Source organism: Pseudoxanthomonas sp. USHLN014 (assembly GCF_037153335.1).
Classification (GTDB): domain Bacteria; phylum Pseudomonadota; class Gammaproteobacteria; order Xanthomonadales; family Xanthomonadaceae; genus Pseudoxanthomonas_A; species Pseudoxanthomonas_A winnipegensis.
This window is the reverse complement of the sequence record NZ_JBBCKO010000002.1, coordinates 1-15714: the sequence shown is the minus strand read 5'-3', so window position 1 is coordinate 15714 and position 15714 is coordinate 1. Positions and strand designations below refer to the sequence as shown.

The 15714-nt window shown below is 69.4% G+C and carries 17 protein-coding genes and 1 tRNA gene; 15 read left to right on the top strand and 3 right to left on the bottom strand.

The annotated features are described in order from the left end of the window. The first annotated feature begins 19 nt into the window (after nucleotides 1-19). The 7 genes from WFQ05_RS04070 to WFQ05_RS04040 all read left to right on the top strand — a co-directional run bounded on the left by WFQ05_RS04070 (nucleotide 20) and on the right by WFQ05_RS04040 (nucleotide 7365). Entirely contained in the window at nucleotides 20-784 is a 765-nt protein-coding gene (locus WFQ05_RS04070; protein ID WP_337052769.1) for an SIMPL domain-containing protein, read from the top strand. Nucleotides 785-794: 10 nt separating this feature from the next. Then, entirely contained in the window at nucleotides 795-1379 is a 585-nt protein-coding gene (locus tag WFQ05_RS04065; RefSeq protein ID WP_286576499.1) for an aminodeoxychorismate/anthranilate synthase component II, read from the top strand. Between the two features lie 130 nt (nucleotides 1380-1509). Beyond that, nucleotides 1510-4122, top strand: coding sequence for a hypothetical protein (locus WFQ05_RS04060; protein ID WP_337052768.1), 2613 nt, complete (start codon nucleotides 1510-1512; stop codon nucleotides 4120-4122). A 283-nt stretch (nucleotides 4123-4405) separates the two neighbouring features. Beyond that, entirely contained in the window at nucleotides 4406-5434 is a 1029-nt protein-coding gene (gene trpD / locus WFQ05_RS04055) for an anthranilate phosphoribosyltransferase (protein ID WP_337052767.1), read from the top strand. Then, entirely contained in the window at nucleotides 5431-5766 is a 336-nt protein-coding gene (locus tag WFQ05_RS04050; RefSeq protein WP_337052766.1) for an antibiotic biosynthesis monooxygenase, read from the top strand. Before trpD ends, WFQ05_RS04050 begins: the two co-directional genes overlap by 4 nt. A 79-nt stretch (nucleotides 5767-5845) precedes the next feature. Further along, entirely contained in the window at nucleotides 5846-6640 is a 795-nt protein-coding gene (trpC, locus tag WFQ05_RS04045) for an indole-3-glycerol phosphate synthase TrpC (protein ID WP_130515216.1), read from the top strand. Next, on the top strand, nucleotides 6637-7365 hold the full coding sequence (locus tag WFQ05_RS04040; RefSeq protein ID WP_337052764.1) for a haloacid dehalogenase-like hydrolase: 729 nt from the start codon (nucleotides 6637-6639) through the stop codon (nucleotides 7363-7365). Before trpC ends, WFQ05_RS04040 begins: the two co-directional genes overlap by 4 nt. A 55-nt stretch (nucleotides 7366-7420) precedes the next feature. Here the strand turns inward: WFQ05_RS04040 and WFQ05_RS04035 are convergent, their stop codons facing one another. Both WFQ05_RS04035 and crp read right to left on the bottom strand, forming a co-directional pair. Next, nucleotides 7421-8437, bottom strand: a complete 1017-nt coding sequence (locus WFQ05_RS04035; RefSeq protein WP_337052763.1) for a glycoside hydrolase family 5 protein — start codon at nucleotides 8435-8437, stop codon at nucleotides 7421-7423. A gap of 240 nt (nucleotides 8438-8677) precedes the next feature. Next, entirely contained in the window at nucleotides 8678-9361 is a 684-nt protein-coding gene (gene crp, locus WFQ05_RS04030; RefSeq protein ID WP_130515220.1) for a cAMP-activated global transcriptional regulator CRP, read from the bottom strand. A gap of 145 nt (nucleotides 9362-9506) precedes the next feature. On the opposite strand from crp, the gene speD reads away from it, so the two are divergent. Beyond that, nucleotides 9507-10301 carry an adenosylmethionine decarboxylase gene (gene speD, locus WFQ05_RS04025; RefSeq protein WP_130515225.1) on the top strand — a complete coding sequence of 265 codons (795 nt, stop codon included), beginning with the start codon at nucleotides 9507-9509 and terminating at the stop codon, nucleotides 10299-10301. A 188-nt stretch (nucleotides 10302-10489) separates the two neighbouring features. Continuing rightward, the gene (gene sugE / locus WFQ05_RS04020; RefSeq protein ID WP_130515227.1) at nucleotides 10490-10804 is read left to right on the top strand and encodes a quaternary ammonium compound efflux SMR transporter SugE; all 315 of its coding nucleotides are present in this window, start codon (nucleotides 10490-10492) and stop codon (nucleotides 10802-10804) included. Nucleotides 10805-11010: 206 nt separating this feature from the next. Here sugE and coq7 read toward each other — a convergent pair whose 3' ends face one another. Then, complete coding sequence (gene coq7 / locus WFQ05_RS04015; protein ID WP_337052761.1) at nucleotides 11011-11655, bottom strand: 2-polyprenyl-3-methyl-6-methoxy-1,4-benzoquinone monooxygenase; 645 nt, start codon at nucleotides 11653-11655, stop codon at nucleotides 11011-11013. 227 nt (nucleotides 11656-11882) lie between these two features. Between coq7 and rplM the strand changes: the two genes are divergently transcribed. The 6 genes from rplM to maiA all read left to right on the top strand — a co-directional run bounded on the left by rplM (nucleotide 11883) and on the right by maiA (nucleotide 15598). Continuing rightward, the gene (gene rplM, locus WFQ05_RS04010) at nucleotides 11883-12311 is read left to right on the top strand and encodes a 50S ribosomal protein L13 (RefSeq protein ID WP_130515231.1); all 429 of its coding nucleotides are present in this window, start codon (nucleotides 11883-11885) and stop codon (nucleotides 12309-12311) included. A gap of 2 nt (nucleotides 12312-12313) precedes the next feature. Further along, nucleotides 12314-12706 (top strand): 30S ribosomal protein S9, encoded by a 393-nt coding sequence (gene rpsI / locus WFQ05_RS04005; RefSeq protein ID WP_130515233.1) that lies wholly within the window; start codon nucleotides 12314-12316, stop codon nucleotides 12704-12706. 60 nt (nucleotides 12707-12766) lie between these two features. Further along, nucleotides 12767-12841, top strand: a tRNA-Gln gene (locus WFQ05_RS04000). A 192-nt stretch (nucleotides 12842-13033) separates the two neighbouring features. Further along, nucleotides 13034-13771: a 2OG-Fe dioxygenase family protein gene (locus tag WFQ05_RS03995; protein WP_337052758.1), complete on the top strand. Its 738-nt coding sequence runs from the start codon at nucleotides 13034-13036 to the stop codon at nucleotides 13769-13771. A 66-nt stretch (nucleotides 13772-13837) separates the two neighbouring features. Continuing rightward, on the top strand, nucleotides 13838-14821 hold the full coding sequence (locus WFQ05_RS03990; RefSeq protein ID WP_130523738.1) for a fumarylacetoacetate hydrolase family protein: 984 nt from the start codon (nucleotides 13838-13840) through the stop codon (nucleotides 14819-14821). Nucleotides 14822-14920: 99 nt separating this feature from the next. Continuing rightward, a complete protein-coding gene (maiA, locus tag WFQ05_RS03985) occupies nucleotides 14921-15598 on the top strand; it encodes a maleylacetoacetate isomerase (RefSeq protein WP_337052757.1) in 678 nt (225 codons plus the stop codon). Nucleotides 15599-15714 lie beyond the last annotated feature (116 nt).

The window sequence follows — 15714 nt, the reverse complement described above, 5'->3', positions numbered from 1 at the left end:
CCAACGCAGGAGCGGTGCGATGAAACGTCTCTGGATACTGCTGGCCCTGTTGTGCCCCGTGGTCGCATCCGCGCAGATCAACAGCCTGCCCGCGCAGCCGCATCTGCTGGTCAAGGGCGAGGCGCACCGGGAGGTCCGGCCGGATCGCTTCGGCGTGGTGGTGACGCTCGATCGGGTCGATCCGTCGCCTGAGGTCGCGCGCAGCAAGGTGCAGGCCGATGCGACCAACGTACTGGCGGCCTTCCATCGCCACCATGCCTTGCCCGGCTCGATCCAGGCGGCCACGATGGAAATCAAGCCAGCGCATGCGTACGAAGAGGGGCGCGAGGTGTTCAAGGGCACGGAAGTCACGCGCAGACTGGCGGTGGCCTTCGGCACGCTGGAAGATACCCGCGCTTTCCTGGGTGAATTGAAGACCAGCGAGTTCCTGCAGCTCTCGGGCATCACGCCCGGCTACCGCGACGAGGCCGCGCTGCGCGCGACCTTGAAGGGCGAAGCGGCCGCGCAATCGCGACAGGCGGCCGAAGCGCTGGCAAAAGCCTACGGCGTTAGATTGTCCGGCCTGTACACCATCTCCGACGTGGCGCCCGCCTTCAGCTACGGCATCCAGGCCGGGACATGGCGAAGCCCGGAATCGCCCTTCCCGCCGGCACCACCGCCGGCTTCAGCCGACGTCGGCGCGCAAGTGGACCCGACGCTGCGCCCGGCCGACGGCGAATCGCTCGAAGCCGGCACCCTCACCCTTTCCGAAAACGTCTATGCGGTCTTCCTGATCGCGCAGTGAGTACACCGCCATGCTGCTGATGATCGACAACTACGACAGCTTCACCTACAACCTCGTGCAGTACCTGCAGTCGCTGGGCGCCGAGGTGGAGGTGGTGCGCAACGACGCGCTGGACGTGGACCGGATCGCGAAGATGGCGCCGCAGCGCATCGTGATCTCGCCCGGCCCGTGCACGCCCAACGAGGCGGGGGTGTCGCTGGAGGTGATCGAGCGACTGGGCGCGACCACGCCCATCCTGGGCGTGTGCCTGGGTCACCAGAGCATCGGCCAGGCCTACGGCGGCGATGTGATCCGCGCCGGCCGCATCATGCACGGCAAGGTCTCGCCGATCCGGCACGAGGGGCGCGGCGTGTTCGCCGGTCTGCCGGATCGCTACGAGGCCACGCGCTACCACTCGCTGGTGGTCGACAAGACCACGCTGCCGCCGGCGCTGGAGGTCACCGCGTGGACCGAGAACGAGGACGGCTCGATCGAGGAGATCATGGGCCTGCGCCACCGCGAGTTCCCGGTGGAAGGCGTGCAGTTCCATCCCGAGTCCATCCTGACCCAGCACGGCCACGCGCTGCTGAAGAACTTCCTGGAGCGCACGGCTTGAAGGGCGCCCCATGATGGGGGCGGCGCGCTAGCCGCAGGGCCTCCACTTCATCGCGGCCGCCTGTCAACGCGGTCGCACTTGGCGCGTTGTAGGCGATATGAGATTACCTCGACCCTTACTCGCGCTCGCCTTGATCGCCGGCACGGCGCATGCCCAGCAATCCGCGCCCCCCGCGGCGCCGCCGGCGCAGGGCGAGGGCGGGGAGGTCGCCTCTCCCATCGACACGCTCGACGCGGTGAAGGTCACCGCGAGTCGTCTCCCGAGCGAACCCGGCGCGGCCCTCGGCACGATCCGGCCGGAGCTGCAGCTGGGCCGCATGGAGGTGCAGAGCTATGGCGCCTCCACCGTGGAGGAGTTGCTCGGCCTGATCGCGCCGATGACCACCAGCGATAGCGGCGATTCGACGCCGATCGTGCTGCTCAACGGCAAGCGGATTTCCGGCATGCAGGAAATCAAGGACATCCCCACCGAAGCGATCCGCCGCGTCGACGTGCTGCCGGAAGAGGAGGCCTTGCTGTACGGCTATCCGCCCGACCAGAAGGTGGTGAATGTCGTGCTGGTGCCGCGCTTCAACCGCTATACCGCGCAGCTGGATGGCAGCGCACCGAGCGAAGGCGGCATGGAAACCGGCGTCGCCGACCTGGACCGCTTCATCCTGCACGACGACGATCGCCTCAACCTGGACCTGAAGTACACGGCCAACACGATGCTGACCGAGGACGAGCGCGACATCGCGGCCGTGCCGGTGCAGCCGGGCTACGACACGCAGGCCGAAGATCCGCTGGACCCGCGCGCCGCGCGCAGCCTCGCCAACGCCAGTCACGCGGTGGATGGCAACGCGGTCCTGAGCAGGGCACTGGGGGATCGCACCTCGTTGACCTTGAACTACACGGGCAACCTCAATACCAGCGATGGCGAGCGCGGCTATGCCGGGACCGCATTGGACGTCCCGGCGGATGATCCCTTCGCGCAGTCCGCCGACGGACAGCGCGTGTACCGCTATGTGCCGGTGGTGCTGGGCCAGCATTCGAAAGGCTGGAGCAGCCGTTTCGGCGGCACGCTCAACCACGATTTCGACAGTGCCTGGCATCTTTCGGTGGTGGGCTACTGGAACCGTGCCGGCAGCCGCACCGTCACCGATGCCGGCGTGGACAACAGCGCGGCGCAGGCGCTGCTGGATGCGGGCGATGCGGACTTCGATCCCTACGGCCTGTTGACCGGGGCGATGTTCCCGCGCAACGCGCCCAACATCGCCACTTCGCTGTCCGACACGAAGAACCTGCAAGTGTTGGTGAACGGTACGCTGCTGAAGCTGCCGGCCGGCGATGCGATCGTGAGCCTGGGCCTGGCCGACACCGACAGCCGCATCGACAATGTGGCGCGCATGGGCGGCCGGCAGCGCATCGCCGACTTCAAGCGCAACGATGCCAGCGCGACCGCGAGCATCGAGGTGCCGTTGATCAATCGCGGCCAGGAGACGCTCGGCAGGTTCGGCGACCTGTCGATCAACGCGCATGCGCAGCTCGATCGTCTTTCCGACTACGGCCAGGACCTGCAGCGCTGGGGCTATGGCCTTCGCTGGTCGCCGATGACGCGGCTCACGTTCACCGCCAACCTCGACGCCGGCAAGACCGCGCCCACCCTGACCCAGCTGGCCAACCCGGTCATCACCAGCATCGGCACGCGCGTGTTCGATTACGCCACCGGGCAAACCGTCAGCGTCACCTCGATCAGTGGCGGAAATCCCGATCTGCTGGCCAGCGACCAGCACCGTTTCCGGGCCGGCATCAACATCAAGCCGTTCGATCAGCGGCGACTGTCCATCGTCTTCAACTACAGCGACACCGACACGCGCGATCCCGTCGGTAGCCTGCCGCCGGCCACCGCGGCCCTGCAGGCCGCGCTGAGCGACCGCTTCCTCACCGACGACGACGGCAACCTGGTCGAGGTGGACAGCCGCCCGCTCAATTTCGCCGAGGAACGGCGCCGGCAGCTGCGCTTCGGGGTCAACGATGCGCATTCGGTCTCCGGCTTCTTCAGCAGCGCGTCGCCGCCGCCTGACATGACGCGGGCCAGCTTCGCCGCACGCGGTGGCGGCAATGCGGCCGATGGCGGCGCTGGAAGCCCGGGAGGCACGGGAGGCGATGCCCCGCCGCCGGATCAGGCCCGCGAGGGCCGGTGGCAGGGCGGAGGCGATCGGGGCCTGGGCGGCGGTGGTGGCGGGCGTGGCTTCGGCGGGGGGATGCCTGCCTCGATGATGCAGGGGCAGATCGTGTGGTCGCTGTACGACACCGTGGTGTTTTCCGACCGCGTCCTGATTCGCAACGGCCTGCCGTGGCTGAATCTGCTCGGCGGCGATGCGATCGGCGGCAGCGGCGGCGTGGCGCGCAACCAGATCGATGGCAGCATCGCCTATACGCGCTCGGCGTATGGCGTGCGGCTCAGCTTCACTTCGCGTAGCGGCACCCGGGCGGAGGGCGGCGGCGCGGAGACGGGCAATCTGGATTTTTCGGGCCTGACGACGTTCAACCTGCGCGCCTTCGCCAACACGGGCCGCATGCCACTGGCGCAGGATCATCCGTGGTTGCGGGGCACGCGGATGACCTTGACGGTCGCCAACCTGTTCGACAGGCGCGTGAAGGTGCTCGACGGCACCGGCGCGGTGCCCGCGAGCTACCAGCCGGAGCTGCTCGACCCGATCGGCCGGGCGATCACGTTGAGCCTGCGCAAGCAGTTCCAGTGAGTCCAGGAGGCGGTCGGGCGCTGGCGGACTGCCAGCGGCGGCACCGGACCGGCTTGCGCTTGGACGTGAGAGAATCCCGCCCCCCGGCACGGCGTCCTTCCAGTCGCGGGTCCCCGAGGCGATCGCGGTACCGATGCGGGCTCGATTGCCTCTGGAAGATGCCGGGCCTCTGGAACCGCATGGACAGGTCTTGCATGTTGCCGATGATCGACAGCCACGACAGCTTTACCCGCCTCACCCAGTGCCGCCACGCGCTGCTGAAGAACTTCCTGGAGCCCCGCGCATGACGATCACCGCGCAGGAGGCCCTGCAGCGCACCATCGAGCATCGCGAGATCTTCTTCGACGAGATGGTCGGCCTGATGCGCCAGGTCATGCGCGGCGAGATGTCGCCGCTGATGACCGCCGCCATCATCACCGGCCTGCGGGTGAAGAAGGAGACCATCGGCGAGATCGCCGGCGCGGCCACGGTGATGCGCGAGTTCTCGCGCGCGGTCGAGGTGGCCGATCGCACGCACATGGTCGATATCGTCGGCACTGGCGGCGATGGCTCGCACACCTTCAACATCTCCACCTGCGCGATGTTCGTCGCCGCCGCGGCCGGGGCCAAGGTCGCCAAGCACGGCAACCGCAGCGTCTCGTCCAAGTCCGGCAGCGCCGACGCGCTCGAGGCCCTGGGCGCGCGCATCGAGCTGCAGCCCGAGCAGGTCGCCCAGGCCATCGCCGCCACCGGTATCGGCTTCATGTTCGCGCCCATCCACCACCCGGCGATGAAGGTGGTCGCGCCGGTGCGGCGCGAGATGGGCGTGCGCACCATCTTCAACATCCTGGGGCCGCTGACCAACCCGGCCGGCGCGCCGAACATCCTGATGGGCGTATTCCATCCCGACCTGGTCGGCATCCAGGCGCGCGTGCTGCACCAGCTTGGCGCCGAGCGCGCGCTGGTGGTGTGGGGGCGCGACGGCATGGACGAACTCTCGCTCGGCGCCGGCACGCTGGTGGGGGAACTGCGCGACGGCAAGGTGCGCGAGTACGAACTGCATCCGGAGGACTTCGGCATCGCCATGTCGGCCAGCCGCAACCTCAAGGTGGACGGCCCCGAACAGTCCATCGCGATGCTGCGCGCGGTGCTGGCCGGCGAGCCCGGCCCGGCGCTGGACATCGTCGCCTACAACGCCGGCGCGGCGCTGTATGTGGCCGGGGTGCGCGACTCGATCGCCGCCGGCATCGAGGCGGCGCGCGCGGCCATCGCCGACGGGCGCGCCGCCGACAAGCTGCGCCAGTACGTGGACTTCACCTGCGCGCTGTCGTGAGCGACGCCGCCTTCGCCACGCTGCCCAGGCCGCCGTACTGGTCGGTGGCCTTCTCCTCGCGTCGCAGCGCGGGCGATGACGCCGCCTACGGCGAAGCGGCGGCGCGCATGGTCGCGCTGGCGCGCCAGCAGCCCGGTTTCCTCGGGGTGGAATCGGCGCGCGGCGCCGATGGCTTCGGCATCACCATTTCCTACTGGGACAGCGAAGCCGCCATCGCCGCCTGGCGCGCCCATACCGAGCACGCCGCGGTGCGCGCCACCGGCCGCCGCGACTGGTACAGCCATTTCGAGCTGCGGATCGCGCGGGTCGAGCGCGCCTACGGCGGCCCCTGACCGCCGGGTCAGGCCCGCGACGGGCGACAATGCGACAATTCCCCTCCGGCCGCGCCGCACGCGGCATGCACAAGACCCCATGAGCGACATCCTCGACACCATCCTGGCCCGCAAGCGCGAGGAAATCGCTGCGCGCAGCGCACAGGTTCCGCTGGACGACCTGATCGCGCGCGTGGGCGACGCCTCGCCCGTGCGCGGCTTCGCCGATGCGCTGCGCCGGGCCATCGCCGCCGGCGAGCCGGGCGTGATCGCCGAGGTCAAGAAGGCCAGCCCGTCCAAGGGCGTGATCCGCGCGGACTTCAATCCGGCCGAGATCGCGGTGAGCTACGAATTCGGCGGCGCCAGCTGCCTGTCGGTGCTGACCGATGTGGACTTCTTCCAGGGCGCCGACGCCTACCTGCAGCAGGCGCGCGAGGCTTGCACCCTGCCGGTGCTGCGCAAGGATTTCACCATCGATCCCTATCAGGTGTACGAGGCGCGCGTGCTGGGCGCCGACTGCATCCTGCTGATCGTCGCGGCCCTGGACGACGACCAACTGGTGTCGCTGGCCGACCTGGCCATGCGGCTGGGCATGGACGTGCTGGTCGAGGTCCACGACATCGACGAGCTCGAACGCGCGCTGCAGGTGCCGGCGCCGCTGTTGGGCATCAACAACCGCAACCTGCGCACCTTCGAGGTGTCGCTGAACAACACCCTGGACATGCGCCACGCCGTGCCGCGCGACCGCATCCTGGTGACCGAGAGCGGCATCGTCACCGCCGACGATGTGGCCACGATGCGCGGGCAGGGGGTGCACGCCTTCCTGGTCGGCGAGACCTTCATGCGCACGCCCGAGCCGGGCGAGTCGCTGCGCCAGCTGTTCTTCGCCGCATGAGCGCGGCCGGGCCGCACCCGGTGCCGGCCGCCGACGCGCCGGTGGTGGTGTTCGACTTCGACCACACCCTGTACGACGGCGACTCGGGCAGCCACCTGTTCGCCTGGCTGATCCGGCGCAGCTGGCTGCGCACGGCGGTCGCGCTGGCGCTGACCCCGCTGCTGGGGCCGCTGGTGGCGATGCTGCCCACGCGCCGGCGCGGCATCTCCGGCTATGTGTGGATCGCCACCTTCGGCCTGCACCGCCGCCGCGACCTGGATGCGCTGATCGACCGCTACGTCGAGGCCAACCGCGCGCAGATGCGGGCCCGGCTGCTGCCCGCCGCGCTGGCGGTCTTCGCCGCCCATCGCGACGCCGGCGACCGGGTTGTGGTGGCCACCGGCGCCCCGCCGGAGCTGGCCCGCGCGATCCTGTCCTTCGTCGCCCATCAGGACGTGCCGGTGATCGGCACCGTGGTCGGCCCGAAGTTCGGTGCCGTGGCCGCGCGCCGCCACTGCCATCACGAAGAGAAGATGCGCATGCTGCGCGAGCAGGGCTATGGCGAGATCGCCATGGCCTATTCGGACAGCACGGCCGACCTGCCGCTGCTTAAGGCCGCGCGGCGCGCGGTGGTGGTCAATCCCAAGCACAGCGCGGTGGAGCTGTTCCGCCGCGTGCTGCCGGCCGGCACGCCCATCCTCAACTGGGGCTGCCGCGACCGCGCCGGCGACGCCACCGGCGTTTGATCCGCGCAAGCGCGGCAGGTCGCTGCACGTCGCGACCTGCAAGGTTTCCCCGCGGTCAGCGGCCGGCGCCGGCGTAGGCGCTGTCGCTGTCCACCAGCGCATGGTGCAGCGAGGCGATCCACACGCCGCGGCCGATGTCGTAGGTGCCGAAGCTGCCTTCGAACTGCCAGTACGCCCAGGCGAAATGGCGCTTCTCCGCGGCATTGACCACCGCCACGGTCCAGGCCAGCCGGTCGTCCGCCGGGGCCTGTTCGTAGGTGCCGAATTCGCCTAGCAGGATCGGCCGGTGATGCGCCTGCGCCCAGGCCGCGATGCGGTCGAACTCGTGGTACAGCTTGGCCCGGTCGGCTGCGCTGCCCCAGTGCACGCCGGTGTGGTCGCGGATCTCCGCCGGCGCCCACGACGCGCCCTGGTGGGTGAACCGGAACGGGTTGTAGTAGTGCACGGTCACCAGCAGATGCGGGTCGTCGTCGGGCAGGCTCAGGCGGTCCAGCGCCGTGTAGGCATTGCTGCTGGCCGGGCCGATCACCACCGTGCGGGTCGGGTTGTCGCGGCGGATGATGCGCAGCGCATCGCGCAGCAGGGCGTTCCACGCCTCGCTGGTCATCTGGCCGTTGGGCTCGTTGAGGATCTCGAACAGCACCGAGGACGGCGCCTGACGGTAGCGCGGCGCGACCTGGCTCCAGAAGGCCAGCAGTTTGGCCCGGCACACGGCCGCGTCGGCGGCGCAAGGGTGGAAGTCGTGCTCGTCCAGGATCACGTTCAGGCCCGCCGCCGTGGCCTGCGCGACCACCGTGTCCAGGGTCTGCAGCCAGGCCGGGTCCAGGCGGTTGTCCGCGTCCATTTGGGCGAAGGCCTGCAGATTGACCCGCACCGTGCGGAAGCCGCCGTCGCGGATCGTGCGGTACAGCGGCGGACGGAAGCGCGCCTTGTCCGGGTCGCTCCACATCGGGTCGTAGCCGAGGATGTTGACCCCGCGCCCGAGCCGGGCGAAGGCCTCGTCCGCCCGCGCAGGCGGCGCCGACAGCGCCACGCACAGCAACGCCAGCAGGATCAAAAAGGCACGGCGCATCGCGATCTCGCGGGGCAGGGACTGGGACAGACCAGACGCGACGCCCTCGGCGACCGCATCCCGGCCGCGATCATCGCGCGCCCGGCCCCCAGAAAAACGAACGCCGCCTTACCGCCGGCAATCCCGCCCGCGCACCCGCCGCGGGGTAGCGAACACTGCAATCCCGAATCCCGAATCCCGAATCCCGAATCCCGAATCCCGAATCCCGCCCCACGGCGCCCCGCGCCGAGGGGGCCACAATCAGCGCGTCCCGTACAGCACCACCGTCTTGCCCCGGGCATGCAGCAGGCCGTCGGCCTGCAGCTTCTTCAGCACCCGGCCGGCCATCTCGCGCGAGCAACCGACCAGACGGGCCAGCTCCTGGCGCGAGACGCGCAGCTGGGTCCCCTGCGGGTGGCTCATGGCCTCCGGCTCGTGGGCCAGGTCGTGCAGGGTGCGAATGATGCGGTCGGTCACATCCAGGAAGGCCAGGCGGCTGGCCTTGCGGCTGGTATCCAGCAGGCGGCGCGAGAGCTGGGTGCCGATGGCGAACAGCAGCTTGGCCGCATCCGAGGCCAGCTGGCCGCCGAAGAGCTGGTGCAGGCGCTCGTAGCTGATCTCGGCCAGTTCGCACTGGGTGCGGGTGCGCAGCACCACCTCGCGCTTGTCCGACTCGATGAACAGGCCCATCTCGCCGACGAACTCGCCCGGGCCGAAGTAGCCCAGCACCAGCTCACGGTCCTCGTCTTCCTCGGCCAGGATGCTGACCGAGCCGCTGACCACGTAGTACAGGGTTCCAGCCGGGTCGCCGGGGCGGAAGACATCGGCCCGGGCGGGGTAGCGGCGGCGGTGGCTGTTGGACAGAAACGACTCGATGGTCGTCAGATCCGGGATCAGCGCGCCGGCCGGCGAACGGGTCAGGCTCGGTGGAAGACCTGCTTTCATGTCGGCTCTTGAACTGAAGCGAATGTCAGCGAGCTTAGTCTGAATGTGTCGCTCACGGCAATGCGCGGTGCGGTGTCATTTCACCGTCAGGGCATTTGCCCCATAATTCGTCCCTTCACCCGTTTCCTTCACAGGTCCCACTGCCGTGGTCAAACCACTGCCGCGTCTGAGGCTGCAGGGCTTCAACAACCTCACCAAGGCGCTGAGCTTCAATATCTACGACGTCTGCTATGCCGTGTCCGAGGACGAGCGCCAGCGCTACATCGAGTACATCGATGAAGAGTACAACGCCGACCGCCTGACCCAGATCCTGACGGATGTGGCTGAAATCATCGGCGCCAACATCCTCAACGTCGCGCGCCAGGACTACGACCCGCAGGGGGCGTCGGTCACCATCCTCATTTCCGAGGAACCGGTGATCGACAAGAAGCAGGCCGGCAAGGAGGTGATCTCCGATGCGGTGGTCGCGCACCTGGACAAGAGCCACATCACCGTCCACACCTATCCGGAGACCCATCCGCAGGCGGGCATCGCGACCTTCCGCGCGGACATCGACGTGGCCACCTGCGGTGTGATCTCGCCGCTGAAGGCGCTGAACTACCTGATCGAGTCGTTCGAGTCGGACATCGTGATCATGGACTACCGCGTCCGTGGCTTCACCCGCGACATCAAGGGCAAGAAGCACTACATCGATCACAAGATCAACTCGATCCAGGACTTCATGGCCAAGAACATCAAGTCGCGCTACGAGATGATCGACGTCAACGTCTATCAGGAAAACATCTTCCACACCAAGATGCACCTGACCGACTTCGATCTGGACCAGTACCTGTTCGAGGAGAAGGCGCGCAACCTCTCGTTCAAGGAGCGCATGAAGATCGAGAGCCTGCTCAAGCGCGAGATCGAGGAGCTCTTCCACGGCCGCAACCTGGCCGAGTGAGGGCGCGGGTCAGGCGCGGTTGCACGGGCCTGACGTAAAGTCCTGAACTCAAGGCGGGACGACCCGCCCGCGGCCCGTAAGGCCGCGCCGCAGGATGACCGACGACGGTCCGGGCTCGCGCCCGGGCCGTTTCGCTTTTACGGCCCTGCGCGTTTCAAAACGTTGTTGGATGCAAAGGAGAACTCGCCATGTCCTGGCTCTATCTGCTGGCCGCCGGCCTGCTGGAAATCTGTTTCGCCATGGGCCTGAAGTACACCGAAGGCTTCACCCGGCTGTGGCCGAGCGTGGGCACGATGCTGGCCGCCGGCGCCAGCCTGTGGCTGATGACCCAGGCGATGAAGGGCATTCCGGTCGGCACGGCCTATGCGGTGTGGACCGGCATCGGCGCCACCGGCGTGGCGGTGGCCGGCATGCTGCTGTTCGCCGAGTCGGCCTCGCCCGCGCGGCTGGCCTGCATCGGGCTGATCGTGGCCGGCGTCGTCGGCCTGAAGCTGGTGTCGTGATCGGGCCTACGGAGCAGAGCGCTGGGTGGGAGCCGCCATGGCGGCGATAGGGCTTTCCCCGGTAAAGCCTCATCGCCGCCATGGCGGCTCCCACGGAGCTGCTTCGTTGCGAGGGGCGAGATCGGCTGGCTGCCGGCCCTCGCTTCAAAAGCTAAGGGCTTTGCCCCAGTAGCGGCAGCGAGCGCCTGGCGCCCGGCCGCGCTCGCTCAGAGCCGGTAGGCCACCGTCTTCATCACCTGCGAGGCGAACTGCATCACGCCGGGGATCGGGAAGGGCAGCGTGCGGGCGCCGGCGTCTTCGGCCTGGTCGGCGTGGCGGGCCTCGTCGGCCTTCATCACCTGCAGCACGTCGCGGCTGCGCAGGTCGGCCGGCGGCAGGATGTCCAGGTGCTCGTCCAGATGGGCCTCCACCTGGCGCTCGGTCTCGACCACGAAGCCCAGATTCCAGCCGTCGCCGCGCAGGCCGGCCAGCACGCCGATGGCGTAGCTGCCCGAGTACCACAGGGGATTGAGCAGGCTGTGCCGGCTGTCCAGTTCGCGCAGGCGCCGCGCGCACCAGGCCAGGTGGTCGGTTTCCTCCTGGGCGGCGTGCAGCAGGTGGGCGCGGGTGGCCGGGTCGCGCGCCACGGCGGCCTGGCCCGAATACAAGGCCTGCGCGCAGACCTCGCCGACGTGGTTGATGCGCATCAGCCCGGCCGCGTGGCGGCGCTCGGCCGGGTCCAGGGCGATCTCGGGCGTGGCGGCGGCCGGATAGGGACGCTGCGCCGAGGGGTTGCCCAGGGTGGTCTCCAGCGCGCGCTGGGCTTCGTCCAGCAGGCGGTCCAGCGGCGAATGCAGGCGGGTGACGGTCATGGCGGAGCGGGTCGGTCCGAAAGGCGCCGCGGCAGGCGGCCATGGGGACATGTTCCCCCGCACCGTGGCCGCCTGCCAACCGCCGCAGGCGGCCACTTGCAATGCCAGGCCGGCATCCGTACAATTCCGCGCCTTCCGTTTCACCCTTCACAACGCGTGGCAAAGTTCCGCGCCCTGGCTGTTCGCCGGACGCGCAATCCGCCCGACCAAACACAAGAGCTTCTTCCATGAGCACGTTCACCGCAAAGAACGAGACCGTCCAGCGCGACTGGTACCTCGTCGACGCCTCCGGCAAAACGCTGGGCCGTCTGTCCTCCGAGCTGGCCCGCCGCCTGCGTGGCAAGCACAAGCCGGTCTACACCCCGCACGTCGACACCGGTGACTACCTGGTGGTCATCAACGCCGAGAAGATCACTGTCACCGGCAAGAAGCTCACCGACAAGAAGTATCACCGCTTCACCGGCTACATCGGCAACCTGAAGACCGAGACCCTGCAGCAGGCGCTGGAGCGTCATCCGGAACGCGTGATCGAGACCGCCGTCAAGGGCATGCTGCCGAAGGGCCCGCTGGGCCGCGCCATGTACCGCAAGCTGAAGGTCTACGCCGGTTCCAACCATCCGCACGCCGCACAGCAGCCGCAGGTCCTGGACATCTAATCATGGCTATCACTCAGAACTACGGCACCGGCCGTCGCAAGTCCTCCACCGCCCGCGTGTTCCTGCGCAAGGGCTCGGGCAAGATCACCGTCAACGACCGTCCGCTGGACGAGTTCTTCGGCCGTGAGACCGCGCGCATGATCGTGCGCCAGCCGCTGGAGCTGACCAAGAACACCGAGAGCTTCGACATCGTCGTGACCGCCGCCGGCGGTGGCACCACCGGCCAGGCCGGCGCGATCCGCCTGGGCATCGCCCGCGCGCTGGTCGAGTACGACGAGACCCTGAAGTCCGAGCTGCGCAAGGCCGGTTTCATGACCCGCGATGCGCGCGAAGTCGAGCGCAAGAAGGTCGGCCTGCACAAGGCGCGTCGCGCCACGCAGTTCTCCAAGCGCTGATCGTTTTACGCTTTACCCTGGGCGGCGTGGTTCGTATACTTCGCCGCCCAGCTGCACCATAGCCCCGTCGCCAAGCGGTAAGGCACCTGACTCTGACTCAGGCATTCGGAGGTTCGAATCCTTCCGGGGCTGCCATCTTCAAGAAGAACCCGCCTTCATGGCGGGTTTTTTCTTGCCCGCGCTCTGGCGCCGCCATGCGCTGAACGGGGCCCGCGCCCGCTGTGTCTGTTCAACGCCAAGGGCAAGGGCGCCTCTGGGGCCGCGTGTAGAATTTCCGGCTGTTCCGCGGCCGCCATCGCCGCCGCTTCCCCGATACGGCGCCTGCTCATGCGTGTTTCTCCCAATCCTCCCCTGACCCCGGCCGCCGAGGTGCTCGAGCGCATGCGCGTGGACGGCTACGCCGTGCTCGACCGCGCGGCGGTGGGCAGCATCGCCGGCTGCGACGAGGCGGCGCTGGCCGCGCTCGCGCCGGGCTGGGACGATCTGGCGGTGGACACGTATCTGCGCGACGGCGGGCGCTATCGCCGCCGTCGTCACGCCTGCTTCGTGCAGGAGGGCGACGCGCTGACGCTGGCGCCGCACCGCGCGCACTGGCAGTCGGAGGACTACAACGCCCTGCACGGCGGCATGCACCGCTGGTTCGAGCCGGTCGAGGCGCGGACGCTGGCGCTGCCGGCGTGGTCGGGCCTGATCGACGGCTTCGGCCGGCTGTTCGCCCAACTGCGCGGGCAGCCGCGCTGGTTCGTCGAGGCGCACCAGTTCCGCATCGACACCACCGACGGCATCGGCCGGCCCACGCCCGAGGGCGCGCATCGTGACGGCGTGGACTTCGTGGTGGTGCTGCTGGTGGATCGGGTGGACATCAAGGGCGGCGAGACGCGGGTGTTCGAGGCCGAAGGCACCCACGGCCAGCGCTTCACCCTGGCCCAGCCGTGGTCGGCGCTGCTGCTGGACGACGCGCGGGTGATCCACGAGTCCACCCCGATCCAGCCGGCCGGCGAGGCCGGGCACCGCGACACGCTGGTGCTGACCTACCGGGCCGGGGCGTTCCAGGGCGAGGACTGAGCGCGCCTGCCGGCGAACTGGTTACAATCGCAACAATTTCGCTGGGGCAGCCGTGGAGGGCGGGCAATGAAGCTGGGTTCGTTGAAGGAAGGCGGCCGCGACGGCACGCTGATCGTGGTCTCGCGCGACCTGTCGCGTGCGGTGCGCGCGGTCGGCATCGCGCCGACCCTGCAGCGCGCGCTGGAGGAGTGGGCCAGCCTGGCCCCGCGCCTGCAGGCCCTGGCGCAGGCGCTGGAGACGGACCAGGCCGACGGCGTCTTCGCGCTGGACATGGCGGCCCTGGCCGCGCCGCTGCCGCGGGCCTACGAGTTCCTCGATGGCAGTGCCTATCTGGCCCATGTCGAGCGCGTGCGCCAGGCGCGTGGCGCGCAGGTGCCGGAGAGCTTCTACACCGATCCGCTGATGTACCAGGCCACCAGCGCCGGCTTCCTGGGCCCGCGCGAGCCGATCCGCGTGGCCAGCGAGGACTTCGGCATCGACCTGGAGGCCGAGGTGGTGGTGGTCACCGACGACGTGCCGATGGGCGTGGACGCGGCGCGCGCCGGCGAGCACATCCAGCTGGTCGGCCTGGTCAACGACGTGTCCCTGCGCAATCTGATCCCGGCCGAGCTGGCCAAGGGCTTCGGCTTCCTGCAGTCCAAGCCGCGCTCGGCGCTCTCGCCGGTGCTGGTCACCCCGGACGAGCTGGGCGAAGCCTGGGCCGGGCACAAGCTGCACCTGGCCATGCGCACCCAGCTCAACGGCGCCTGGTTCGGCGAGCCGGAGGCCGGGGCGGACATGCAGTTCGACTTCGCCCAGCTGATCGCGCACGCCGCGCGGACCCGGCCGCTGGTGGCCGGCACCCTGGTCGGCTCGGGCACCATCGCCAACCACGACACCGGCAAGGGCGCGTCCTGCCTGGCCGAACAGCGCGTGGTGGAGACCCTGCGCGACGGGCAGGCGAGCACGCCGTTCCTGGCGTTCGGCGACACGGTGCGCATCGAGATGCTCGGACGCGACGGGGCCTCGGTGTTCGGCGCGATCGAGCAGCGCGTCGAACGCCAGGCCTAGGGCAGGCATCAGGCGGGCGCATGGCGCCCGCGTGCGCGACAATCGCCGGTTCCGGCCGCCATGGGGGAGGCCGGTGCGACATTCCTCGAGGTTCTGCGCGTGTCCGACCGTCTGCGGCTGTATTCCTATTGGCGTTCCAGCGCCGCTTACCGGGTCCGCATCGGACTGAACCTCAAGGGCCTGCCCTACGAACTGGAGCCGGTGCACCTGGTGCGCGACGGCGGGCAGCAGCACCATCCGGACTATGCGCGGCTCAACCCGCAGCACCTGGTGCCCACGCTGATGCATGGCAAGCGGGTGCTGCGCCAGTCGCTGGCGATCCTGGAGTATCTGGACGAGAGCTGGCCGGAGCGGCCGCTGATGCCGTCCACCGCCCGCGACCGCGCCCGCGTGCGCGCGCTGGCGCAGCTGGTGGCCTGCGACATCCACCCGCTGGGCAATCTGCGCGTGCTGCGCTTCTTCGACGAGGAATGGCGCGTGCCGCCGGTCGAGCGCGAGGCCTGGGTGCGGCACTGGGTGGGCGAGGGGCTGCAGGCGATGGAGGCGCTGCTGGCCAATGATCTGGTCACCGGCACCTATTGCCATGGCGAGGCGCCGGGCCTGGCCGATTGCTGCCTGATTCCGCAGCTGTACAACGCGCGGCGCTTCGAGGTGGACCTGTCGCCCTATCCGACCATCGCCCGGATCGAGCAGGCCTGCCTGGCGCTGCCGGCCTTCATCCACGCCAGCCCCGAGCGCCAGCCCGACGCGCCAGGGCCGGCGCCGCTGGACGCCTGATGTTTTCGTGGGAGCCGCCAAGGGGGCGGAGGGGGGCTACCCAGGAAGGGCCCGCGCCCGCCGGGGGGGGGCCCCGGGGCGGCCGCCGGGGAGGCCGGGGGGGGCGGGGGGGGGGG